This is a genomic window from Roseburia sp. AM51-8 (assembly GCF_003478275.1).
Lineage (GTDB): Bacteria > Bacillota > Clostridia > Lachnospirales > Lachnospiraceae > Pararoseburia > Pararoseburia lenta.
Genome location: NZ_QUEY01000002.1, coordinates 178,521 through 194,598, shown reverse-complemented (window position 1 = coordinate 194,598; position 16,078 = coordinate 178,521). Strand labels below are relative to the sequence as shown.

Here is a 16,078-nt window from a genome sequence, read left to right as displayed (position 1 = left end):
TTTCCTCCCAGGCTATGCCTGATCTTCTGCTATTTCCGCTGTTTCCATGCCCTTTTTATCATCTGCCTTTGCCGGCAGAAGTTCCAAAGGGATCAAAAACGGCAGTGTATATAAAAGCGGCATCACATAACGTGTATTTCCATTGTCCGGCGACACCATACAGACTGCGATCGTAATCAGTGGCACCAGAAGCAGCGCCTGCACTTCTTTTTTCTTCCATTTCAGATTGTAGAGCAGGGCAAACAAAAACAGCCACGGCCACAATCCGATCGAGGCAAAGATATTCACGATTGGCACTTTTTCCGAAAAAAGAACCAATTGGTTGATCGCGTAGCGCTGTTCCAGATACTCTTCTGTGTTCTCCACATAAAGATAGGTATATTGCCCTTCTTTATCGTGCAATTGCAGATAATCATTAAACTTATAATACACCAGGCTGGAAATCTTATTGATGTCATAATACTGATAGGTATTATGCAACACGGACTCCACATAGACTTCCGGGTGCTTTAGGAACATCTGCCACCAGACCTTAAAATAATTCTTAAGATCCTGCTTTGTCGCTTCCTGATTGTAATATTTCTTGACCGGATCCGAAAGTTCCGGGTTGTACTTCTTTGCCAGTTTTTTGTAAGGGAGCACCTTATTGATGGCTTTCTTTTCTGCCGCTGTCACCTGGTCGCCGTATTCCGTGACATAGCGCGCCGTCTGCTGAAACGGCACGGACAGCGCCTCCTGGATGCCTCCCGGTGCTACATTCAGTGCCGGAAGCAGGATGCCGCAGAATACCACCTTATATAAGATAACCGGCAGGATAACCGACGCGATGATCTGGGCAAAAGTCCGTCGATATTTGACCAGATATACCACGCCAACGATCAGCAAAATGTACATTGCATATACCTTGGTCAAAACCATCATACAGGCTACGGCAAACATTGCCAGATCAAACCAGACCTTGCGGAAAGCCTGTCCCTTTGTCCTTGCCACATAGTGCATCATCATAATAAAGATCAGACAAAAGGTGGCATAGACCGTATCCTTTAGCATACAGATGGCATACATAGGAAAGATCGGTAAGAAAATCAGTATCAGCAGGGCTCCGATCATGCGCTTTGTCGTCACGCCACAAGTGCGGATATAATACAGACATCCGGCAAATACCAGTGACAGCGCAATCATCTGCAAGATAACATAGGCTGCCACGCCAATACAGATGTCTCCAAAATGCAATCCTAATTTAATAAACCAAGAAAACACCAGCGTCAGGATATAAGGATGATGATTTGTGATGAAGATATCATCCGCCTGCACCGCTGACATGGTCTGGATATAAGACGGGATCTCGTTATACTCCATGATCATAATGACCGTATCTTCGTTGCTGGTTCCCGGGTAGAAATAAATAAAATACGGAAGCCACGCCACAAACATACAGACTGCCATCAAAAGAATCTGCAATACCGGTGGGATCTTTCGTCCCGCTTGTCCTCTGATCTCCTGTTGCTCCGCAAAATTTCGGAAGAAATGCATCATGGCAGCCACGATAAAATAGGAGATCAGAACGTAGGCAGACCACTTCAAGAAAATGCGGTACATCTGGATCTCTGCCACGCCGCTCTCCTCCATGGCATCCATCATGGCGTACCAGCCGCCCCACTTCTTAAAGATCATGGCAACCAACTGCCCTGACGCAAACAGAAGACTGAATAAGAGATCTGCCAGACGTTCTTTATAAGTTCGGCTGAATTGCAGGACCATATAGACCAGTATGCCGATCACAAGTGCAAATAAAAAAGTCCGCAGACGATTGGACGAAAAAGACCGGTACATGGTCCGCGTATATAACATGATCTGACTCTCCAGATCAATATCCGGGCTGTTGTCTATGGTTGCTTCCCGCGAAAGAGAAATAAAGGCACCTAGGGCACCATAGATTCCCAGGATCACGGAGATCCAGGAATCTCTCCCTTTCAGTTTTATTGTAATTTCTTTCATTATCTTCCTATCTTTTCTTATATATCCACCAGGTTTTCTATGTGACTTTTCTTCTGCGCAACAAAAGTCTACATTCAGTGTATTAGTATAGCGTAATTCTTGTCAAAAATAAACCCACCAATAGAAAGCCGCATGAGATCGCGACTCCATGGTGGGTCAATTCTTATGCCAAAATATCCTGGCGCGCCAGCGCCCGCTTTAATGCCAGTTCTGCCCGCGCGACATCCAGATCAGCATCCTTGCGATTCAGACGTTCCCTTGCCCGGTCTTCCGCCTTTCTCGCACGTTCCAGATCAATCTCTTCCGGCCATTCAGCCACCTCGGCAAGAAGTGTTACCTTCTCCCCCAAGATCTCCGCAAATCCGGCATGCACCACGGCCTTCTTTGCGCCGTCTGCCTCCGTGATCGTCACGATCCCCGGTGCCAGAACTGTCGTCAGCGGAATGTGATCCTTAAAAACACCGATTTCTCCCTCGGTCGTTGTAAACTCGATCATGCTTGCCTGCCCCCTATAAAAAATGCGGTCAGGCGTTATGATCTCGACTTGAAACAAATTATCTGCCATAGTCGCCTCCCTTACTGCATCCGGGCGCGTACTTCATCAATGGTTCCTGCATTCAGGAAATGTCCTTCCGGCACATCATCATGCTTGCCTTCCAGGATCTCTCTAAATCCGCGGATGGTTTCTGCAATCGGCACGTATTTTCCTTCCAATCCGGTAAACTGTCCCGCTACGAAGAATGGCTGTGACAGGAATCTCTGGATCTTTCTGGCACGGCTGACAACCAACTTGTCATCTTCTGACAATTCATCCATACCAAGGATCGCGATGATATCCTGTAATTCCTTGTACTTCTGTAAGATCTCCTGCACGCCACGCGCTACCTCAAAATGCTCCTGTCCTACGATACGAGGATCCAGAATACGGGAAGTAGATGCCAATGGGTCTACTGCCGGATAAATACCAAGTTCGGCAATGGATCTCTCCAATACCGTGGTGGCATCCAGATGGGCAAACGTGGTTGCCGGAGCCGGGTCTGTCAAGTCATCCGCCGGCACATATACTGCCTGCACAGATGTGATGGATCCGCTCTTGGTTGATGTAATACGCTCCTGTAAAGCGCCCATTTCTGTCTGCAGGGTCGGCTGGTAACCTACGGCTGACGGCATACGTCCCAAAAGGGCGGACACCTCAGAACCAGCCTGGGTGAAACGGAAGATATTGTCAATAAAGAGCAATACATCCTTGCCACCCTTATCACGGAAATATTCTGCCATGGTAAGACCGGTCAGACCGACACGCATTCTTGCTCCAGGTGGCTCATTCATCTGTCCAAAGACCATGCAGGTCTTGTCGATAACCCCGGATTCTTTCATTTCATAGTAGAGGTCATTTCCCTCTCTGGTACGCTCTCCTACACCGGTAAATACAGAATATCCACCGTGCTCGGTAGCGATATTATGAATCAACTCCTGGATAAGTACCGTCTTTCCTACACCGGCACCACCAAAGAGTCCGATCTTTCCACCCTTTTGATAAGGACAGAGCAGATCTACGACCTTGATACCGGTCTCCAACATTTCTGTGGAAGTTGCCTGCTCCTCAAAAGCAGGTGCCTTTCTGTGGATCGGCATATATTCCACGTCCTGCGGTGCATCAATCTCGTCGATAGGCTCGCCCAATACGTTAAAGATACGTCCTAAGGTCTGCTCGCCAACCGGAACACTGATCGGTGCCCCCGTAGCGTGTGCCTCCATTCCACGTACCAATCCGTCGGTCGTTCCCATGGCAATACAACGCACAGTATCGTCTCCCAGATGCTGGGCTACTTCGACTACCAATTTCCCGCCATCTTTTGTTGGGATATTGATAGCATCATTGATCTCCGGCAGTTCGCCTTCGGAGAACTTGATATCAAGTACCGCACCAATGATCTGAGTGATCTTTCCTATATTTTCTTTCGCCATATTTGTCACTCCTAATTCATCAAAACTTTGTTTTTGCCTTCTCCCTTGGTAAAGATTAGGAAATGGCTTCCGCACCGGCAATGATCTCTGTCAGTTCCTGTGTGATGGAACCCTGTCTTGCACGGTTATATTTCAGTGATAAGTCGTTGATCATATCCTCAGCATTGCTGGTCGCTGAGTCCATCGCCTGCATACGCGCACCGTTCTCACTGGCTACCGCCTCAACCAGCGCGCCGTAGATCAGACTGGTAATGTACTTTGGAATGATCATATCCAGAGCCTCTTCTTCATTTGGTTCAAAATTCATGAGAAGGTCCGCGTCATTTGCTGCAAGATCTTCTTCCTTTACCTGTACCGGTAACAAACGAAGCAGGGTCGGCTCATGGCTGACTGTATTCTTGAAATGTGTATATGCTAAGTAGATCTCACCGATCTCGCCTTTTGCATAGGCACTTAAGACTTCCTTACTGATCGCCTGCGCATCCTCATAAGTAGGAGCCTCCATGACATCCGAATAGTCGGACTCCATGTGATAGCCTTTGCGCGCCAGAGCCTCCTGCCCCTTGCGCCCCACTGTGTAGATCTTTGCGCTCTCCAGCGGGATGTCACTGCCCGTGATCAGACGGATGATATTGGAATTGTAGCCGCCTGCAAGACCACGGTTGGATGTGATCACAATGATTCCCTTTTGATCCGACGCGCTCTCCCGCAAATAGGGATGATCGATATTCCCTGCCTTTGCCAGCATGGAACACACTGTCTGATACATATACCGGAAGTAAGGTGTCGTTTCTTCTGCCTTATTCTTGGCTTTTTGGAGTTTTACGGTAGATACAAGTTTCATGGCTTTTGTGATCTGTTGCGTACTTGAAATACTTGTTTTTCTTCTTTTAATGTCCCTCATTGAGGCCATTTCATCTCACCGCCTTTGCTATTTATAGCTTTTCTTACATTCCTCAATCGCCTGAATAAGCGCCTTTTCGGTATCCTCTGTCAGCACTTTTTCGGTGCGGATGGATTCCGGTATCTCCGGATATTTGGTATCCACATACGCAAAGAGGGCTGCCTCAAACGGCAGTACATCCTCGACCGGAATATCCAAAAGATATTTCTTGGTTGCCGCATATATGATCATGATCTGATATTCTACCGGCATCGGCTTGTATTGCGGCTGCTTTAACATTTCCTGAATACGCTCACCCTGTGCCAGCTTCTCTGTCGTGTCTGCATCGAGTTCCGAACCAAACTGTGCAAAAGACGCCAGTTCTCTGTACTGTGCCAACTCCACACGGATCGGGGCTGCGATCTTTTTCATCGCCTTGATCTGTGCGGAACCACCAACACGGGATACGGAAAGTCCGGCATTGATCGCCGGTCTGAAACCTGCGTTGAAGGCTTCGGTCTCCAGATAGATCTGACCATCTGTGATCGAGATAACATTGGTCGGAATATAAGCAGATACATCGCCCGCCTGCGTCTCAATGATCGGCAGGGCTGTCAGTGATCCGCCGCCAAGAGAATCATTCAAACGTGCTGCACGCTCCAAAAGTCTGGAATGCAGATAGAATACGTCTCCCGGATAAGCCTCACGTCCTGGTGGACGACGGAGCAGCAAAGAAAGGGTACGGTATGCCGTTGCATGCTTGCTCAAATCATCATAAACAACAAGCACATCCTCTCCGTTTTCCATCCATTCTTCTCCGATCGCACATCCTGCGTACGGAGCAATATACTGTAGCGGTGCCAACTCACTGGCGGTAGACGCAACTACCGTGGTATAAGACATAGCACCGAATTCTTCCAGGGTATTTACGATCGTAGCAACGGTAGATGCCTTTTGCCCGATGGCTACATAAATACATTTGACGTTCTGTCCCTTTTGGTTGATGATCGTATCGATCGCGATGGCGGTCTTACCTGTCTGACGGTCACCAATGATCAACTCTCTCTGTCCACGTCCGATCGGGATCATGGAATCGATCGCCTTGATACCTGTCTGTAATGGGGTATCAACGGACTTTCTGGAAATAACGCCGGATGCCACACGTTCGATCTGTCGGAACTTGTCTGTCTCGATCGGTCCCTTGCCATCGATTGGCTGTCCCAGCGCATTGACGACACGTCCTAACATTGCATCTCCAACCGGCACTTCTACTACACGTCCTGTTGTCTTTACGGTATCTCCCTCATTGATATTGCGGTTATTGCCAAGCAGAACCGCACCGACATTGTCTTCCTCGAGGTTGAGTACCATACCATACACTTCTCCAGGGAACTCTAAAAGTTCTCCCTGCATGGCATTTTCCAATCCATGTATACGTGCAATACCGTCTGCCACCTGTATAACGGTGCCGACGTCTGCCACTTGAAGCTGCGCTGCATATCTTTTCATTTGCTCCTTGATCACAGAGCTGATTTCTTCTGGTTTTAAATTCATGAAGCGCTTTCACCTACTTTCAACTGTATTTTGGATAATTCTCTCGATAGTTCTGAGATCTTGGTGCGCACACTGCTGTCCACAACGCGATCCCCAATACGGATTACCATCCCGCCGATCAGGTCGGCATCCACCGCATAATGCATACGAAATGACTGGTATGCAGTGGTCTCTAGCAAACGGTCCTCGATCTGCTTTTTCTGGGCATCGGTAACTTCCATCGGTGTCGTTACATAGGCGATCCCGATTTTCTTTTCTTCCAATGCCTTGTCGATAAAGAAGGTCAATACCTCCGGCATCTTTGCAAAATGATCCTTCTCCACGATCATCCGCATCAGCCCGACCATCTCATCGGAAATCCTGCCCTTAAAACAGTCTCTACCATCTGCAATTTTTCTTCTTTTATGATGTTGGGATGAGTCATCATCTGACTAAATTCCTGATTGTCCCTAAGGACATCAAGAACTCCCTGGCTCTCCTCCAGATAGGCATCCAGACGGTCCTGCTCCATTGCCAGTTCAAACAATGCTTCACCATACACATTTGAAACTAACTTTGCCATGTAGCATCACCCATTTCCTTTAGCGTTTCTTCCACCAATTCATTCTGAATCGTGGTGTCTATATTGGCAGCCACGACCTTGCCAGCCATGACAGAAGCGATGGAGATCATCTCCTGCTTCATCTCATCCGCTGCACGCTTCTTCTCCAGAGCCGCTTCTTCTCCGGCTCTTGCAATAATACGTGCCGCTTCCTCTTTGGCATCCGCTATGATCTTGGCTTCGTTCTTTAGCGCCTTTTGTCTGGCTTCTGAAAGAATTGTCTCAGCCTCTTTATCAACATCCTTTAAACGCTTTTCGTACTCTGCTTTGACTTTGGCGGAGTCTTCTTTATCCTGCGCCGCACTGGCAATATCCTGACGGATCTTTTCCTGTCGATCCTGCAAGAGTTTTCTTACCGGATTGAACAGAAAATACGACATGATCAGGAATAGAAAGAAGACAGAAATGCCGAGTGAAACAGAGTCAAACAGCAACTGAAAATCTAAGTCAAATAATCTTGTCATAACTTTCCTGTAGTTCCTCCTTTCCCGGGAAATTCCAAACTACACGCATTAGCCTACTAATGGTTTTACGAAAAGTAAGAGCATGGCAACAAGAAGTCCATACAGACCTGTTGTCTCGGCAACTGCTTGTCCAAGTAACATGGTTGACATGATCTTTCCCTGTGCGCCCGGGTTTCTACCCACGGCTGCTGCACCGTAACCTGCTGCAATACCCTGTCCAATACCAGGTCCGATACCGGCGATAACTGCCAGACCTGCACCAATTGCGGAACATGCTAAAATCAAATCTTCTCCTGTGATATTCATAATTCTTTCCTCCTAATATGAAATATAAATTATTCTTCGTCCCCATAGGACTGTGTGATGTATGTCATGGTAAGCATACAGAAAACGTATGTCTGAATGGCTCCGGAAAACAGGTCAAAATAGACATGTAATACAGCAGGCCAGACATATGCAATCTTCGCCAACAGACCGTAAACCAGGGCCATCATTACGGTTCCTGACAATACATTCGCAAACAAACGCAGTGATAAGGAAATCGGCACTGCGATCTCGCTGATCAAGTTGATCGGCAGCCATAGTGGAAACCACGGCGGTAATGGAGAACACATGTCAACCCAGATCCTCTTGAAGGACTGGTGTCTCCATTTTGTGATGTGAATCAGTGCAAACGTAATGATACCAAGGGCAAATGTGGTTCCATAGTCCGCGGTTGGCGGTCTGAGTCCAAACAGTCCGGATATGTTACTGAACAATATAAATACGAAGATCGTACAGATATAATTCGTAAACTTTGGTGCGTGGGAACCCATGTTGTTTTCCACGATACCGGACAATTTTTCTACCATCAGTTCCAGAACGTTCTGAAAGGTATCAGGCACTTCTGTAGCATGTGCTATTTTTCGATTGGCTACAATAGAAAAGATCACAAGCACAAGCATAACAATGGCAATACATACATGGGATGTGGTGATCCATACTTCTTGTCCAAATAACTGAAATGAGAACAAGCCATGTATCATAAAGTCAATGTTATCAGCAGAAGCCGACATTAGAATTGCTTCATTCACAATTTCACCTCCTCTTCCTGTTCATTCGTTGATTCTTCCGGCGCAATGTCCTTAAAAATCATTTTATGCATAAAAGGTTGTACATATGCACTCACCTTTAGCCCCAAAACTCCTATAAATGCACTCACCAGATTACCCAGGTGAAAATACATCATGATAAAAAATACAAATACCACAACCAGATAGCGCAGAACAGACTTAAAGGATAAGCGCTTGGTTCCAGTATCTCCCATGCGCACCGCTTCCTCGATCACCATGGCCAGATGGATTCCCATGCCCATAGCGCAGGCGATGCCGATCCACAAGCCCGATGTATAGCGCAGCTTGTCGGAAACAAACCACACACCGGCAAATTCTACGATCAGTCCATATATGGCAATGCCAAGGAGCAGTCCCGGCAGAGCCTCATTCAGTCTCTTTAATGCTTTGATCATATGATGCCTTTTCCTGTTCTTCTTTTTCTCTTTGCAATTGACCCGGGGATTTTGTGTCTTTTAGATATTTCTTGACCAGACGATAGACATTCTGAAAACCAGCTATCGCCCCTAGAACAAACCCCAATACACTAATCCATCTGGTTCCCAACTTATGATCCAGCCATGCGCCACCGATCGCACACAACAAAATAGGTACTAACATAGTCACGCCGATCTGGACGATCAGAACCAGAGCATTTGCCACCTCATTGCTTTCTTTTTTTCTCAAATCTTCTCCTAAAAACTATAACGAGATCGTGATCTCGCGTCCTGTATGTTCATACTTATAGAACTCTACCCCTGCGGCACGCAGCATACGCTTGGATGCCATGACGGCAGGCGTGTGCTCATATTTGTCCTGATCATAGACAATGCGGCGGATGCCGGACTGTATGATGGCTTTGGCACACTCATTACAAGGAAACAGTGATACATATAAAGTAGCCCCTTCCAAACTGCCCCCACGATAGTTTAGAATGGCATTCAGTTCACTGTGTGTCGTATAAAAATACTTGTTATCGTAAGGCTCTCCCTCACGACACCAAGGAAAATCGTCATCCGAACATCCCATAGGAAATCCATTGTACCCCATAGATAGGATCTTATGATCGTCGCTGACAATGCAGGCTCCCACCTGCGTGTGCGGATCCTTGGACCGCATAGCCGATAACATGGCTACGCCCATAAAATATTCGTCCCAACTGATATAATCCTGTCTTTTGTCACTCATGATGCTCCCCCTTTATCATCTGTCTCTAACTTTGCCAATAACTTTTCGATGGACTTTTTCAGCACTTCAAAGCATAAGCCATAGGTCTGTAAGGATGCCCCATAAGGATCGACGACCTCGATCTCATCTCCCACATAGGTCGATAAGACAAAGGTATTATCCTCATCTGCCCCCTCGATCTCCTCGATCACCTTGACGCGCTGTGCCTCATCCATGGTCAGGATCAGTGTGCCCGGCACGATGTCTGCCGCTGTCAACTGCTCTGCCGCAAAATTATCCGGTGCAATGCCATTGCTGATCAGCACTGCCTCCGTCTTTTGATTCATCGGTTCCGGGAATAAAACGACATCTCCTCTTGCTAAGACATCGATATCTTTTCCCTCCGTCATCTGCTTCATGATCGCTGCCGCCATGGGTGCGCGGGATGTTCCACTGCCCGCGGCAAAGATCACACGTTTTATTTCTTCCATAGTTACTTCTTCTCCCAAAAAGTTCCCTTATACAAAAATCCGTTTATGCCCTGCCGCTTTCAGCAATCGGTTCATGATCGCCTGTCCCACTCCGGCAGCCGCAAAACTCTCTGAATATATAACATCTACACCAAGCGTATCAAACTGACGTAAGACATCAAAGAGGTGTCTTGCGATCTCCGCTTCATCCTCCCGCTGTCCGATCACGATCACATGATCCGCTATATAAGCATCCTGATTTTCCGCTGTTGCCAATACGCCAACGGACTGTCCCTTGACCTGGGCCTCCTCGGTCAGTGCGTTGATCTTTGCGATCACCTGATCCATATGTCCCTCGACCAAGGTAAGGTCTGCCTTTGGTGCATAATGGCGGTAACGCATGCCCGGTGCCTTTGGCGGCTTCTTGCTGTTTTCCGATGCAATGCCCGGATCCATACCGACCTGCCCCAAGACCTGAGATAACATCTCCTGGGTAATAAAGCCCGGTCGTAAGATCATGGGCTGGTCCTCGGAAAGATCCACGATAGTAGACTCAATGCCGATACCGACCGGTCCACCATCCAAAAGGACTTCGATCTTGCCCTGTAAGTCCTCCCACACATGCTGTGCCGTTGTCGGACTCGGGCGACCGGATGTGTTGGCGCTCGGCGCTGCGATCATACAACCGCTGTCTTGTAAAAACCTGCGGGCGACCGGATGGGACGGCATACGGATGGCAACCGTATCCAGACCTCCTGTCGTCTCATAAGGAATGACCTCATTCTTGCGCAGGATCATGGTAAGCGGTCCCGGCCAAAAAGCCTCCGCTAAGTCTCTCGCCTCCTGTGGCACCTCTGCCACGATATCCTCCAACTGTGAAAAATCTGCTATATGAACAATCAAAGGGTTATCCGACGGACGACCCTTTGCTGCATATATCTTGCGGGAAGCCTCCGGATTTGTCGCATCACCGCCCAATCCATACACCGTTTCCGTAGGAAAGGCGACTAAGCCGCCGCTACGAATGACCGCAGAGGCTTCCTTGAGTTCCGCTTCTTCTATCTGATTGTCTCTAGCCACAAATACTTTCGTTTTCATAGTCCTCATTATAACACTTTTCGTAAATTACACAACTAAAAACGCTAGTTGCTCTCCTGCATCTGTGCAAATGTCACAATTCCCTGATAGATCGCCTCCACGATCTTGTCCTGATACTTTTCTTCCTGTAGTTTCTTACACTCCTTCTCATTGCTTAAAAAACCACATTCCACGATCACGGTCGGACTGACGGTCTTACGCAGCATATAATAGGAATCGTTTGCCTTGGCTGCCCTGTGGTTGGTCGGATCGACCATGGATATCAGTTTCTCCTGTAACTGCTCCGCCAAGAGCCTGCTCTTTTCTGAGGTACTGTAATAAAAGACCTGCGCGCCGGAGATCCCGGCATCGCTATAAGAATTCTGGTGGATGCTGATGGTCACATCCGGGTCTACATTTTCTACGATCTGACAGCGCTTTTGTAAATCTTTTGCCTTTTTGCTGCCCCCGGACTCGGTGCAGAGTTCGCAGTCACTCTCCCTTGTGTAATAGACCTCCACGCCCTGCTTTTCCAGATATGCCCCCAGTTTCTGTGCGATCGCCAGATTGATGTCTTTTTCCAGAGATCCGTCCACCGCCACTTTACCCGGATCACTGCCGCCATGCCCCGGGTCGATCACTACTTTCAGGTGGCTTGCCGTCTTTTTTGCAGAAACGACCGACACGCCCCAGACACTTGCTAAGAGACTGATCGCAATAAAAAAGACTGCCATCACCATTTCTATTTTTCGTTTCATAAGATCACCACGTGTTTTTTATAATATATGGTGTCAAAAATAGAAATATGTAATGACAGTCTGTTTGGCTTTATTTAAAGTAAGTCTTTATTGTCTGCCAGGTATCCTTTGTCTCGAAGCCAAGTTTCCAGAAGGATGCACCTGCCAGTTTATTTTCTTTCATGACGTCTAACTTCTTGGAAAGTGAAGTCGCATCCTCGATCCATGCCATATAGGTCGTGTCACCTTCCGTAAATTCGGCATAATACTGACCTGCTTCCTCTGACCAGGTGCTCGTTGCCTGATTGCGATTGAGGAAAGACTGCATATCTTCCATACCGTATGCCGAACTGGTCAGACCGCTATCGGACTGCGCCCACACTCTGGCATAGAAAGGCATGCCTAAGATGATCTGATCTGCCGGTACTTCTTCCAGAGTATCCGCTACACCTTTTTCCACAAAACCGATGGATGCGACGGATCCCGCCTCATCACCACCGACATAATGCTCATCATATGCCATGACCGCAATATAATCTGCATAGTCTGCCTGCACGCTTCTATTATAAAAAGCAGTGGATGCGGAAGGCACGTAGTTGTCTACCGATAAGATAATGTCATTCTTTTCGCACTTGATGGACAATTCCTTGATAAACTCAATATAGCCATCCTTGGCAGAAACACTGAGCGCCTCCATATCGACATTGATACCGTCCAGATCATAGGAAATCGCCTGTGTGATCAGGTTGTTGACCAGACTATCCCGGTAGGAAGTCGTATTCAGTACCGTTGTCGTGTCGACATTTTTATTTTCCAGATTGCTGACTAAGCCCCATACCTGAATGTTGTTCTGGTGGCAATAAGTCACATAATCGCTGCTGGCAAGACTCTTGATATTGCCCAGATTGTCGCTGAGCGAGAACCAGGTCGGTGAAATGACATTGAGGCCTGTGCCCGCCACCACCTGTGACACGCCGCTGTTGGCAGACTGGGATGTCACCTGATGCCAGCCCATAACGATCGGATCCTTGACGGTGATATGATTGTAAGTACGCTCCGGCAGCGTCGCCTCTACCGTCTGCTTTTCCGACTTGGATAAGCGCCTGTTCTGGACACAAGCCAGAACACCATCCTCTGTCAGCACATGGCTCCATTTGCCATAGTTTTCCAAGATCGTCAACTGATCGCCCTTTTTCGCATCCTTTAAGATCTTGCTCTTGACTCCGCCGAAACGGCGCAGTGCTGCATCACGTTTGAGGCTTGCAACCTTTTTCTCATAGCCTGCCGTCTCGATCACGACGCGGTTTGGACTGTCAAAAAGTTCAAAGGACATATCGGTATATAATTTGACAAAATCCGCTGACACAAAGTAAGCGCCATTTTGTGAAACAACAACGTCTTTGCCCAGAGATTCTCTGGACTTTCCTACCGTGTAGGCATCACTGTTTAAGGAAGCAGAGACCACATCCTGATCTGTCACATAACGCAGGACTCCCTCCGTCGTATCGTAAACATAGCCGTCATCCAGATTGGATTTTAAGAAACTGATCTCCAGATAAATGCCCTGGTCTGTCGCAATGGCATAGATCGCATCATCGCTGTCCGAGACTTCTTTATATTCGCCATTTAAGATAACGGCTGCCTGATTTTCCTCGGTCAAAGTAAAGTAATCGCTCAGACTCATATGCTCCTTGGTCGGCGTGTATCTGCGGATAACAAAGATCATCCCCACGACGACCAAAAGTAGAAAGGCGATTGCGAGCAGATAAATATGATTCGGTATCTGTTGGTTCTTTCGCTCATGTTTCCGGCTGCCGCCGCCCACTTTTCTTCTATCTCTTTTGTCCATTCTACCCTCCAATGGTCATTTGTGTGCAAATTTGCATTCATTATAGCACATCTTGTCGTGCTATGTCATCTGCCAAGAAAAGCCACATAACAAATAGGGCGCACCTCTTTATCAGATACGCCCTCATCTTTTTTCGTGTTTACTGTATTAGCATTCTTGTTTCCTTTCAAATATAAGGATAACAACATTTTGTCATTTGCTTATTCGTTCGGTGCTTTACCTCCTCCTTCTTGTGTGATCACTTCTGTAACCACTGTTTCAAATAGTAAATATCTTTTTCCTCCAACGAAAAAGGATCTGCTATGTCCGGCATGGGTCTGACCCACACGCCGTTTTCTTTTGCAAATGAGACCTGCGACTTTCTATTTACATGCCTGCTATAGTATTCCATTTGCGCCATGTCGCTTTTCTTTTTATTTTTTTCAATACATGTCGCATAAGCCTCGCGTTCCCATGGCTGTAAGCCGCCCATAAGAACTCTGCGCTGACATCTGCTTTCCAAAAGTGGATTTTCCTTTGCGAATCTGCCAAAGTCAATGACCATCATCCCGTCGAAAGCATCCAATAGGCGTAAAGCCTCTTTCTCCTTGGGACAGATCAGATAGAATACCCCTTGATAGGCATAGAGGATATCGCCGCTTTTCTCTACGACTCGGTCCGAAAACATGGGATATAAATGACTGAAATCCCCCAATTCCAAGTACATTACCTCCCACTTTTCCACTGAGTGCAGATAATTTGCTACGCTCAGCGCCATATGCGTACAGCCCGCTCCCTCCCTTGTGCCAAAGAACCCCATTACTTTTTTAGGCATCTGCCTGCTTCTTTTTTTCACATAACAACTCCCTCTCTATCATTTTTGAAAAAAGTCTTTGTACCGCCAGTGTCGTATGAAACGGATTTTTCTGCCATGGAAACAAATACATACGTTTCTTTTGCACCCTTGCATACTGCCCGGCTTCCTGCCGTGAGAAATGATTTCCCACGAGGATCATGTTTTCCGCCAATACCTTTTCTTGTCTCTGCCAGACTCTGCCACTACAGACATAGATAGTCGCACCTGCCGTGACGTCTGTCCTGCATCCACAGTCTATGACCTGTATCCCATAGGGAGGTTCGCCCTTGGCGAGTGCCGGTCCATCATCCAGATAGCCCCGGAAAAATTCGTGATATATCATTCCATCCTGTCCTATACAAGCCATATTGTATTGCAGCATGCGTTCGAGTGTCGGCGCTTCTGTTTCATTCCTATAATACGCGTAAAACCCCGCCCGGTTCAAATAACAGACCAGTGCCACAGCCACGTGTGTCGCCCCCACACCACTCTCACTTCCTACAACAGCGATACGATTTAAGAGATGCTTTTTGTTCTTCTTTTCTTTTTTGTTTTTCTGCCACACCCTTTGCAGATGATCCTGCACGCGACTTATGTCTGTGATGCGCCTGCCTTTGTCATAACGAAGCATCCGGGTGACAAGTCCAAGGAACCGCAAACGTTTTTGCATTGGCAAAAATAAAAGCATATAAGAAAAGATTTTGCCCAGACCGTATATATCGGTTCTTTGATCCACCGCACCACCATGCTTTTGCTCCGGTGCAGCATATTTTTTGTTCCAAAATTTTGGAAATCATTTCCCGAACTGGTAAGAATCTTTGCATTGCCAAAGTCGATTAATTTCAACTGATTGCCACATACTATAATATGATCCGGCTTCAGATCCAAATGTAAAATAGGATATGGATCATGCGTATGCAGATATCTTATGATCTCACATAACTGCATGGCAAATTGTAAAAATGTATCCTGGGAAATGTTTTGATGATAAAGCAAATACTGATCTAAGGAATCTCCATAAATATATTCTTCTACGATATAGAAATATGATTCATCTTCTTCTGTTTCAAGTAGAATGGGAATTCCAGGATGACTCAGATCCTGTAGCAGACTTGCTTCAAGAAAAAAATGTTCCGGTGTAGTCGGGTCCTTTCTAATACCCTTGATAACATGTAAATCACCGGTATCTAATGCTCTGACAAGCACTACCCGCGTATGCGACGTCTCATACAAAACGTCCTGCGTCTCGTAGCGATCAGATAGAAAATATGACATTCATATGCTCCTCCCTAGAACCGGAAAAGCATCTCTTGCATATTTTATAGCAAATTCCTTTTTGAAACGCAAGACATTTCTACATTGTTTATACTTTTTTAACATTTTT

General features: G+C 46.9%; 18 protein-coding genes and 1 pseudogene. All 19 read right to left on the bottom strand.

Annotated features, from left to right (window positions below; all coding sequences use genetic code 11):
* Positions 1 to 12: 12 nt before the first annotated feature.
* Positions 13 to 1,998 carry a DUF6020 family protein gene (locus DW996_RS04605; protein ID WP_118534991.1) on the bottom strand — a complete coding sequence of 662 codons (1,986 nt, stop codon included), beginning with the start codon at positions 1,996 to 1,998 and terminating at the stop codon, positions 13 to 15.
* Positions 1,999 to 2,161: 163 nt separating this feature from the next.
* Entirely contained in the window at positions 2,162 to 2,563 is a 402-nt protein-coding gene (gene atpC / locus DW996_RS04600) for an ATP synthase F1 subunit epsilon (RefSeq protein WP_118534990.1), read from the bottom strand.
* Positions 2,564 to 2,574: 11 nt separating this feature from the next.
* Positions 2,575 to 3,966 (bottom strand): F0F1 ATP synthase subunit beta, encoded by a 1,392-nt coding sequence (atpD, locus tag DW996_RS04595; RefSeq protein ID WP_118280532.1) that lies wholly within the window; start codon positions 3,964 to 3,966, stop codon positions 2,575 to 2,577.
* A 55-nt stretch (positions 3,967 to 4,021) separates the two neighbouring features.
* Positions 4,022 to 4,879: an ATP synthase F1 subunit gamma gene (gene atpG / locus DW996_RS04590; RefSeq protein ID WP_118534989.1), complete on the bottom strand. Its 858-nt coding sequence runs from the start codon at positions 4,877 to 4,879 to the stop codon at positions 4,022 to 4,024.
* Positions 4,880 to 4,897: 18 nt separating this feature from the next.
* Positions 4,898 to 6,403 (bottom strand): F0F1 ATP synthase subunit alpha, encoded by a 1,506-nt coding sequence (atpA, locus tag DW996_RS04585; protein WP_118280534.1) that lies wholly within the window; start codon positions 6,401 to 6,403, stop codon positions 4,898 to 4,900.
* Positions 6,400 to 6,914: pseudogene (gene atpH, locus DW996_RS04580) on the bottom strand (ATP synthase F1 subunit delta). Before atpH ends, atpA begins: the two are co-directional and overlap by 4 nt.
* A 38-nt stretch (positions 6,915 to 6,952) precedes the next feature.
* A complete protein-coding gene (gene atpF, locus DW996_RS04575; RefSeq protein ID WP_118280536.1) occupies positions 6,953 to 7,468 on the bottom strand; it encodes a F0F1 ATP synthase subunit B in 516 nt (171 codons plus the stop codon).
* Between the two features lie 48 nt (positions 7,469 to 7,516).
* Positions 7,517 to 7,774 (bottom strand): ATP synthase Fo subunit C, encoded by a 258-nt coding sequence (locus tag DW996_RS04570; protein WP_118280537.1) that lies wholly within the window; start codon positions 7,772 to 7,774, stop codon positions 7,517 to 7,519.
* A gap of 29 nt (positions 7,775 to 7,803) precedes the next feature.
* A complete protein-coding gene (gene atpB / locus DW996_RS04565; protein ID WP_118280538.1) occupies positions 7,804 to 8,523 on the bottom strand; it encodes a F0F1 ATP synthase subunit A in 720 nt (239 codons plus the stop codon).
* 14 nt (positions 8,524 to 8,537) lie between these two features.
* Complete coding sequence (locus DW996_RS04560; protein WP_118280539.1) at positions 8,538 to 8,975, bottom strand: hypothetical protein; 438 nt, start codon at positions 8,973 to 8,975, stop codon at positions 8,538 to 8,540.
* On the bottom strand, positions 8,947 to 9,246 hold the full coding sequence (locus DW996_RS04555; protein WP_243069499.1) for an AtpZ/AtpI family protein: 300 nt from the start codon (positions 9,244 to 9,246) through the stop codon (positions 8,947 to 8,949). Before DW996_RS04555 ends, DW996_RS04560 begins: the two co-directional genes overlap by 29 nt.
* Positions 9,247 to 9,261: 15 nt before the next feature.
* Positions 9,262 to 9,747, bottom strand: a complete 486-nt coding sequence (locus tag DW996_RS04550; RefSeq protein WP_118280540.1) for a deoxycytidylate deaminase — start codon at positions 9,745 to 9,747, stop codon at positions 9,262 to 9,264.
* Positions 9,744 to 10,217 carry an arsenate reductase/protein-tyrosine-phosphatase family protein gene (locus tag DW996_RS04545; RefSeq protein ID WP_118534988.1) on the bottom strand — a complete coding sequence of 158 codons (474 nt, stop codon included), beginning with the start codon at positions 10,215 to 10,217 and terminating at the stop codon, positions 9,744 to 9,746. Before DW996_RS04545 ends, DW996_RS04550 begins: the two co-directional genes overlap by 4 nt.
* A gap of 27 nt (positions 10,218 to 10,244) precedes the next feature.
* Positions 10,245 to 11,294: an L-threonylcarbamoyladenylate synthase gene (locus DW996_RS04540; RefSeq protein ID WP_118534987.1), complete on the bottom strand. Its 1,050-nt coding sequence runs from the start codon at positions 11,292 to 11,294 to the stop codon at positions 10,245 to 10,247.
* A gap of 44 nt (positions 11,295 to 11,338) precedes the next feature.
* The gene (locus DW996_RS04535) at positions 11,339 to 12,031 is read right to left on the bottom strand and encodes an N-acetylmuramoyl-L-alanine amidase (protein ID WP_118534986.1); all 693 of its coding nucleotides are present in this window, start codon (positions 12,029 to 12,031) and stop codon (positions 11,339 to 11,341) included.
* Between the two features lie 70 nt (positions 12,032 to 12,101).
* A complete protein-coding gene (locus DW996_RS04530; protein ID WP_118280544.1) occupies positions 12,102 to 13,859 on the bottom strand; it encodes a glycosyl hydrolase family 18 protein in 1,758 nt (585 codons plus the stop codon).
* 238 nt (positions 13,860 to 14,097) lie between these two features.
* The gene (locus DW996_RS04525) at positions 14,098 to 14,673 is read right to left on the bottom strand and encodes a hypothetical protein (RefSeq protein WP_118534985.1); all 576 of its coding nucleotides are present in this window, start codon (positions 14,671 to 14,673) and stop codon (positions 14,098 to 14,100) included.
* Positions 14,666 to 15,325 carry a hypothetical protein gene (locus DW996_RS04520; protein ID WP_158575194.1) on the bottom strand — a complete coding sequence of 220 codons (660 nt, stop codon included), beginning with the start codon at positions 15,323 to 15,325 and terminating at the stop codon, positions 14,666 to 14,668. The genes DW996_RS04525 and DW996_RS04520 overlap by 8 nt, the downstream gene beginning before the upstream one ends.
* On the bottom strand, positions 15,286 to 15,969 hold the full coding sequence (locus DW996_RS04515) for a serine/threonine protein kinase (RefSeq protein WP_118534983.1): 684 nt from the start codon (positions 15,967 to 15,969) through the stop codon (positions 15,286 to 15,288). The genes DW996_RS04520 and DW996_RS04515 overlap by 40 nt, the downstream gene beginning before the upstream one ends.
* Positions 15,970 to 16,078: the final 109 nt, after the last annotated feature.